Source organism: Alkalibacillus silvisoli (assembly GCF_039521975.1).
Lineage (GTDB): Bacteria > Bacillota > Bacilli > Bacillales > Alkalibacillaceae > Alkalibacillus > Alkalibacillus silvisoli.
Genome location: NZ_BAAACZ010000030.1, coordinates 45,043 through 51,042, shown reverse-complemented (window position 1 = coordinate 51,042; position 6,000 = coordinate 45,043). Strand labels below are relative to the sequence as shown.

General features: G+C 34.2%; 7 protein-coding genes, 1 other RNA gene and 1 pseudogene. 3 read left to right on the top strand and 6 right to left on the bottom strand.

All coding sequences use genetic code 11. The features are described from left to right. Positions 1 to 357: 357 nt before the first annotated feature. Both ssrS and ABDZ63_RS15380 read right to left on the bottom strand, forming a co-directional pair. A non-coding RNA gene (ssrS, locus tag ABDZ63_RS15385) (6S RNA) lies at positions 358 to 541 on the bottom strand. Positions 542 to 637: 96 nt separating this feature from the next. Continuing rightward, positions 638 to 1,069 carry a MarR family winged helix-turn-helix transcriptional regulator gene (locus ABDZ63_RS15380; RefSeq protein WP_343785023.1) on the bottom strand — a complete coding sequence of 144 codons (432 nt, stop codon included), beginning with the start codon at positions 1,067 to 1,069 and terminating at the stop codon, positions 638 to 640. Between the two features lie 150 nt (positions 1,070 to 1,219). On the opposite strand from ABDZ63_RS15380, the gene ABDZ63_RS15375 reads away from it, so the two are divergent. Beyond that, the gene (locus ABDZ63_RS15375; protein WP_343785021.1) at positions 1,220 to 1,726 is read left to right on the top strand and encodes a CarD family transcriptional regulator; all 507 of its coding nucleotides are present in this window, start codon (positions 1,220 to 1,222) and stop codon (positions 1,724 to 1,726) included. 159 nt (positions 1,727 to 1,885) lie between these two features. On the opposite strand, the gene ABDZ63_RS15370 is transcribed toward ABDZ63_RS15375, so the two are convergent. Together ABDZ63_RS15370 and ABDZ63_RS15365 are read right to left on the bottom strand one after the other, a co-directional pair. After that, a complete protein-coding gene (locus tag ABDZ63_RS15370) occupies positions 1,886 to 2,152 on the bottom strand; it encodes a hypothetical protein (RefSeq protein WP_343785019.1) in 267 nt (88 codons plus the stop codon). A 21-nt stretch (positions 2,153 to 2,173) separates the two neighbouring features. Continuing rightward, complete coding sequence (locus tag ABDZ63_RS15365) at positions 2,174 to 2,404, bottom strand: hypothetical protein (RefSeq protein ID WP_425542000.1); 231 nt, start codon at positions 2,402 to 2,404, stop codon at positions 2,174 to 2,176. 178 nt (positions 2,405 to 2,582) lie between these two features. Here ABDZ63_RS15365 and ABDZ63_RS15360 point away from each other — a divergent pair, with 178 nt between their 5' ends. Further along, positions 2,583 to 4,010 (top strand): hypothetical protein, encoded by a 1,428-nt coding sequence (locus ABDZ63_RS15360; RefSeq protein ID WP_343785016.1) that lies wholly within the window; start codon positions 2,583 to 2,585, stop codon positions 4,008 to 4,010. A 446-nt stretch (positions 4,011 to 4,456) separates the two neighbouring features. Here the strand turns inward: ABDZ63_RS15360 and ABDZ63_RS15355 are convergent. After that, positions 4,457 to 4,621 (bottom strand): annotated as a pseudogene (locus ABDZ63_RS15355) (IS110 family transposase); the annotation flags it as partial. Between the two features lie 217 nt (positions 4,622 to 4,838). Here ABDZ63_RS15355 and ABDZ63_RS15350 point away from each other — a divergent pair. Further along, positions 4,839 to 5,279 carry a hypothetical protein gene (locus ABDZ63_RS15350; protein ID WP_343785015.1) on the top strand — a complete coding sequence of 147 codons (441 nt, stop codon included), beginning with the start codon at positions 4,839 to 4,841 and terminating at the stop codon, positions 5,277 to 5,279. A 424-nt stretch (positions 5,280 to 5,703) separates the two neighbouring features. Here ABDZ63_RS15350 and ABDZ63_RS15345 read toward each other — a convergent pair whose 3' ends face one another. Beyond that, a complete protein-coding gene (locus ABDZ63_RS15345) occupies positions 5,704 to 5,835 on the bottom strand; it encodes a hypothetical protein (RefSeq protein ID WP_343785013.1) in 132 nt (43 codons plus the stop codon). Positions 5,836 to 6,000 lie beyond the last annotated feature (165 nt).

Sequence of the window (6,000 nt, the reverse complement as noted above, 5' to 3'; positions counted from 1 at the left end):
TAATTTCATTTATATATCAACCCTTATATGTTATAAGACTGATTATACCATACAACATGGGAGAGCAAAGGCATTTGGGCTACCGCCCAACCGAAATTCATCTCCCCCTTACCGCCTAAGCTACGCCCTTCACGCGCTTGAAGAGGGAGACTTCTTTCGGAAATACGTTAAAATTTTAACTTCTGAGCCCATTCAGATAAAGCACTCTAATGTCTACAATGACATTTTTAAAGCCTTTCAAACAATACTTTTAAAGCACTAAAAAGAGGCTACCCTAATCAGCCATTGTTCATGACGATATTTAGGACAGCCTCAAAATTTAAATTATTAATATTCAAAGATCAAGTATGTAAATAAAACCATTCCGCGCTATTGTCGTAACTCGGATTGTCTTTAAAACCCGCTTTGGCAGGTGGGTAACCGCATTAAACTGTCCAACGTCCAGATATATACAGGCATGTTGTCTAGCTTAAAATATAAGTTTCCCTTTTTATAATTATAGGTTTAAGACAAAATGATGCTACGAACATCGCAGAATTGGTTGTAAGGGATTTGTTCCCTGTGACTAATAATATATCATGCGGTTAAATACGAATCAATAGTAATTTATAACATTTAATAATCCACACTATTTAATTTAAATTCGCCAATCAGTTCGTAACAATTCTTTCAACTGACTTAATTCCTCTTCACCAATTTGACTACTTATATCTTCTTCTATTTTGGCTTTAAACTTCTCGTTTTTCTCAAAACATTCAATCCCTAATTCGGATAGTTCAATCGCTTTCTCCTTCTTATTATGTGGGACTTGCTCAACTTTAACTAACCCTTGCTCCTCTAATCTTTTAATGAATTTGTGCGTCGCTTGTCGAGTAAGATCAACATTCTTAGTCACGTAAGAAATCGTTGTATGCTCTTTATGATAAACGTTAGCTAATATTAGCCATTCAGAATTCGATATGTAAAGATTGCTATTATGACTCCACATACTCTCTGAACATCTTCTAAGTTGATGATGACGTTCACTTATTATATCAATTAACCCCATTGTATCTATGATTGATTTCAAACTAATGGCACCCCAATCTTGTAAATAACTGCAATTAAATATATATAAACACTCTCCATTTGTCAACTTAGTTGACATTTGAACCTATAAAAGAGTAAAATAGTATTATAGTCAATTGAGTTGACGATGTAGCCAGGAGGTTTTTGATTAATGTTAAACATTGGAGATTTAATTATATATACCAGTCATGGAATTTGTCGGATCGATGATATCAGTAGTATGAAAATAAATGGCGTTACAAAAAAGTATTATGTATTACATCCAATTGAAAACGACCAACAACAATTGACCATTAATGCACCTGTTGATAATGATAAAATTAAAATGATGAAATTGATTAACAAAGATGAGGCAGAGAAGATCTTAGAATCATTTGATAAAGAAGGTGCTGAATGGATTGATAACCCAAACTTACGCTCTCAAACTTACAAAAAAGTTGTTAACTCTGGAGATCGTTTCGATATAGCTAAAGTCGTTAATACATTAATCAAGAAAAAGCACGAACTCGAAAGTAATGGTAAGAAATTTTATGAACAAGACCATAAACACTTAACTAATATTCAAGATATTTTATTTAAAGAACTTGCGTTAGCATTAGACCTCTCAACCGATGAAATCCATCAAAAAATTAATAAAAGACTGCTTAAAGCAAGTTAAAAAAATACAAAATTAAAAACGAGTCCATCCTTAATCTTCAAAAAGGATCGACTCGTTTTCTTTATAAATTACCCCTTACTTCCTTTATACGAGAAATAGCCGCTTCTATTATTTCACCATAGTACACCCTTTAATTTGTTTTAACTTAACACATCAAATTTAAATTCTATACAATGCTCTCACTTCATCTAGTTCTTCTATAAGTTGATTAATTTCCTCATGACTTAAATGTAACATCAATTGATCATATAATGTAATAACTTGTCCGTCTGATTGGTCTTTATGTTGATCTAGGTATTCATATAAATTGCCAACCTGTTCTTCATTAAGTCTTGATTCTGTATCTAAATGTTTAACCTTTTGTAATGAGAACTCATTGTTTGGCTGATCAAAATAACCCGCAATAATTTCACCGAAAAATTCCACTTAAAACACCTCAATATTTAATTATTGAATAGAACCTTCTTCATTTACTGCTATTATCTCTTCATGATTACAGTTTTCACAGTAAAAGTAATGTAAGCATTGGTGATTGTCAAAAGACTGAGGGTCACCATCCAACAGCTTCATCAAAGAAATATCCATGTACGCACTATAATCATCAAAATAATCAATTACTTTGCCTTGATCTTCTATATTTGAATCACATTCCGAGCATTTATTAGAGTAGTTCTGCAATCCGTTGCACAAAGGACACAAATACATGATTCCAACCCCTTTATTATTATATAAAATACCTCAAGTTCAGTTGGTTTATGTACACAATCAATTTTTGATCTTAAATCGTAACACCTGCCTAGAACTCCGCATAAGAATAGTCAAGAATTTCTATATTCCTACAAAGGAGTTAGAGCGGATGGAACTTACTTTAGCGCATTGGTTGTACTTAGCCGGGACGTTAATCATTATTATTACGATGTTGTTTAGACAAAATGTTGTCGTCCCTGCACTAGTGATGGTTTTTTTCGTTGCGTGGGCATTTACAGGATCTTTCTTAGATGGGATTCAAGCATTGTTCACTTCAAACTTAACAGCTGCAACTGAACTGTTTAATATCTTTTTAATTATCGCAGTTATGACCACCCTTCTAAAATCGATTCAGTCAATCGGAGCAGATGAACAAATGATCCAGCCATTTCAAAAAGTCATGAGAAATGGGACATTATCATTTTGGGTTCTAGTTGTCGTCACATACTTTTTATCATTATTCTTCTGGCCAGCACCAGCCGTTCCTCTAATTGGGGCACTCATGATTCCAGTAGCTATTAAAGCAGGTCTACCACCAATTGGAGCAGCGATTGCTATTTCTTTAGCGGGTCATGGAATGGCATTATCTTCAGATTTCATTTTAAAAGTGGCACCTGAATTAACGGCTTCAAGTAGTGGTGAACTATCAGCTGGGGCTATTGGAGAACAAACATTAATCTTATCTCTGATTGCTGGGGCTGTTTCAATTACAATTGCTTACTTTATGATTCGTAAGTCCATTAAAAAACCGGCAAAAGAAAACCTTACAGAGTGGGAAAAAAGCGGTGATGATGATTTAAACATTCGAGTCAAAGATACAGATGTAAAAAAGGGAAAGTACAGTCCCATTTTTGCTGTCCTTGTACCGGTCATCTTTTTGATCATTGTCACATACGTTGTCATCGCTACCTTCTCTGATTTCATTCCAGCAATTGAAGACGGTGCAGGTTCGGCTCTTGTTGGTGGTACAGCACTAGTCTTAATTATTATCATGTCACTGTTTCGCAACTACAAAAATACATTACAAGAAGTTAGTCAACATATTGTTAGCGGATTCGTGTTCGCCTTTAAAGTGATGGGACTCGTCATCCCAGTTGCAGCCTTTTTCTTTATTGGAAGTGGTGAACTTGCTAGTCAAATTCTCGGTTCTGATCCTGATATGACACCATCATTCTTATTCGATTTAGTTCAAGCAAGTCAAACCTACATCCCAGATAACGCATTCTTCACTGCATTAGGTGTTCTTTTATTAGGAATGGTCTCTGGTCTAGATGGGTCTGGTTTTTCTGCTCTCCCATTAATCGGCTCTTTATCTGAGGCATTAGGTGCAACAACTGGAATGGATGCAACAACTTTAGCATCCATTGGGCAAATCGGAGCTATTTGGGTAGGTGGTGGTACACTTGTTGCTTGGTCACCGATTATAGCCATAGCTGGTTTTGCGAAGATTTCCGTTATTGACTTAGTCAGAAGAAGCTTTATTCCGGTAGTACTTGGGCTCATCGTCACAACACTGTTTGCTGTCTTGTTATTCTAAAAGGGTAAAAACAATGGGCGAATAGTTTACGCCTTTTAATTAGTGAATGACTTCAATAACAAGAGCTTCTCTATACCTGAGCATAGGCGAATTCCACCTTGGCCGACAAATGAACAATAAAAAGGTAGTCGCAGGGTTGCTAACGGGTTCCATTGTGAGCTGCAAAATGTTAAATCGCAGTTAAAATCGTAACGCAATTCACAAAGAAATTAACACTAAATTCACATTAGAAATCACACAAAAAAGGGACTTAGAATTTTTTCTAAGTCCCTTTAGCATGGATTTTATTTCTTCAACTAAACCAGCTAATAGGAGTCAAGAATTTTCCGTAAAAAAATATAATATCCCATGATATACTATTCTAGAACAAGCCAAATAACACACCAAATATATTTAGAAGTTTTTTCATACTTTTCATTTTTGTGGGGTTAAGCTAAAGCTAGAAATCATTCTCTGCTTCTTAACATAGCGTAAATCCATTGTAGAAACTTATTAACACAAGCAATAATTGCTACCTTTGAAGGCTTTCGTTCATTTCGTTTTCGATCATAATACTCTTTAAGCTTCTTGTTTCTAGAACTCCTAATTCCACATAGTACAGCCATATAAACTGTAACCAATTAACTCTTACTTCCTTAGAAAACACTTTAATTACCCTTTTAATCTCAATCGCTCACTTTAGTTGAACACTGACATTGTTATACATCATTGTTATTATCATATATCTTTTTTCCAATTTCTTTTTTTCAGACTTTTTCGATAACAGAAGATTTATGTTATAATATGGATATTATCTAAAATTTAGAATATGGGGGGTGGGCTTTTTATATGATTAAACGTTTTATGTTTCTATTACTCTTAGGTGTTCTTTTGTTATCGGCTTGTAGCACAAGCACAAATAATGATTTATCTGGGAGAACATTCGATGTTAGTGTGAAAGATTCTCCTAATAATCCTGACCGATATACCACTTTAATGACATTAGAATTTTCAGATGAAAATGTAATCATTAATTCAGTTAATAATTCTATTCAAGATGAGGAAGGGACATATGAGCTGAAAGATGACAATCTTGTGATTCACCTAGAAAATGAAAATGAGTCTGCGGAAGTAGAATTCATACTTAACGAAAGCGATAAAGAAATTAGCGAGTATTCAGCGGAAATCATAGACTCAAATTTCCAAATTGAAGACTCTGAACAAACAAGCGAATATAAACGTTTTATGATGAATTTACCACAACATACACTTGAAATTCTAGAAAAATAAATAGGTTTATTAAAAAGTGGAATCCCTATAAGCCACTTTCTTAAGTGATGAACATGTTCGTAACTAATAATCAGTTTCAAAATTGCTCCGCATAAGCTCAAAATAAAAGGTTGTAGCAAAGGTGTATCAATTACGGCTTCCCACGCTCATGTGGTAGGTTCAATGATTTTAAAATGTTCTATATCTGGCAGAATAATTAAGTTCACATGCTTATTGTGCTTTATTGCTTTCGAATAGAATACCTAAAATTTCACATGTTCTTTTAATTGGGGTTCGACTTAAAAGATCCTTCATCATATTGGGTAAGACATCATTTCGTTTTTGATTAATAAGAGAAAGACTCTTCTCTATTCGGTAAGACATTCGTAATCTTATAACACTCTTTACACTGCCATTTCTGAGAATTTGAAGTGTTTTTCCCCGTTTATAAAATGAGGAACGATTTATGAAAGGGTGTTGTATCATTGATGGGGCAATTTTCACGATGAAAGGTATATTCAGGAAGCCAATCTTCAACCGTTTCATTCATAACTAGTCGTTTAATTTCTTCAACCATCGTCCAGTTTGTGAAATGTTATGCCAATCCCTGCTAATAAATCCATATATTTTTCCGAAATGGTTGTTATACCACAAAAAATAGCATGTGAATTTCATTGCGAAATCACATGCTATTTCATACGTGAATTATACTGTTTGCAACCTTTGAACGGAACCCGTTAGC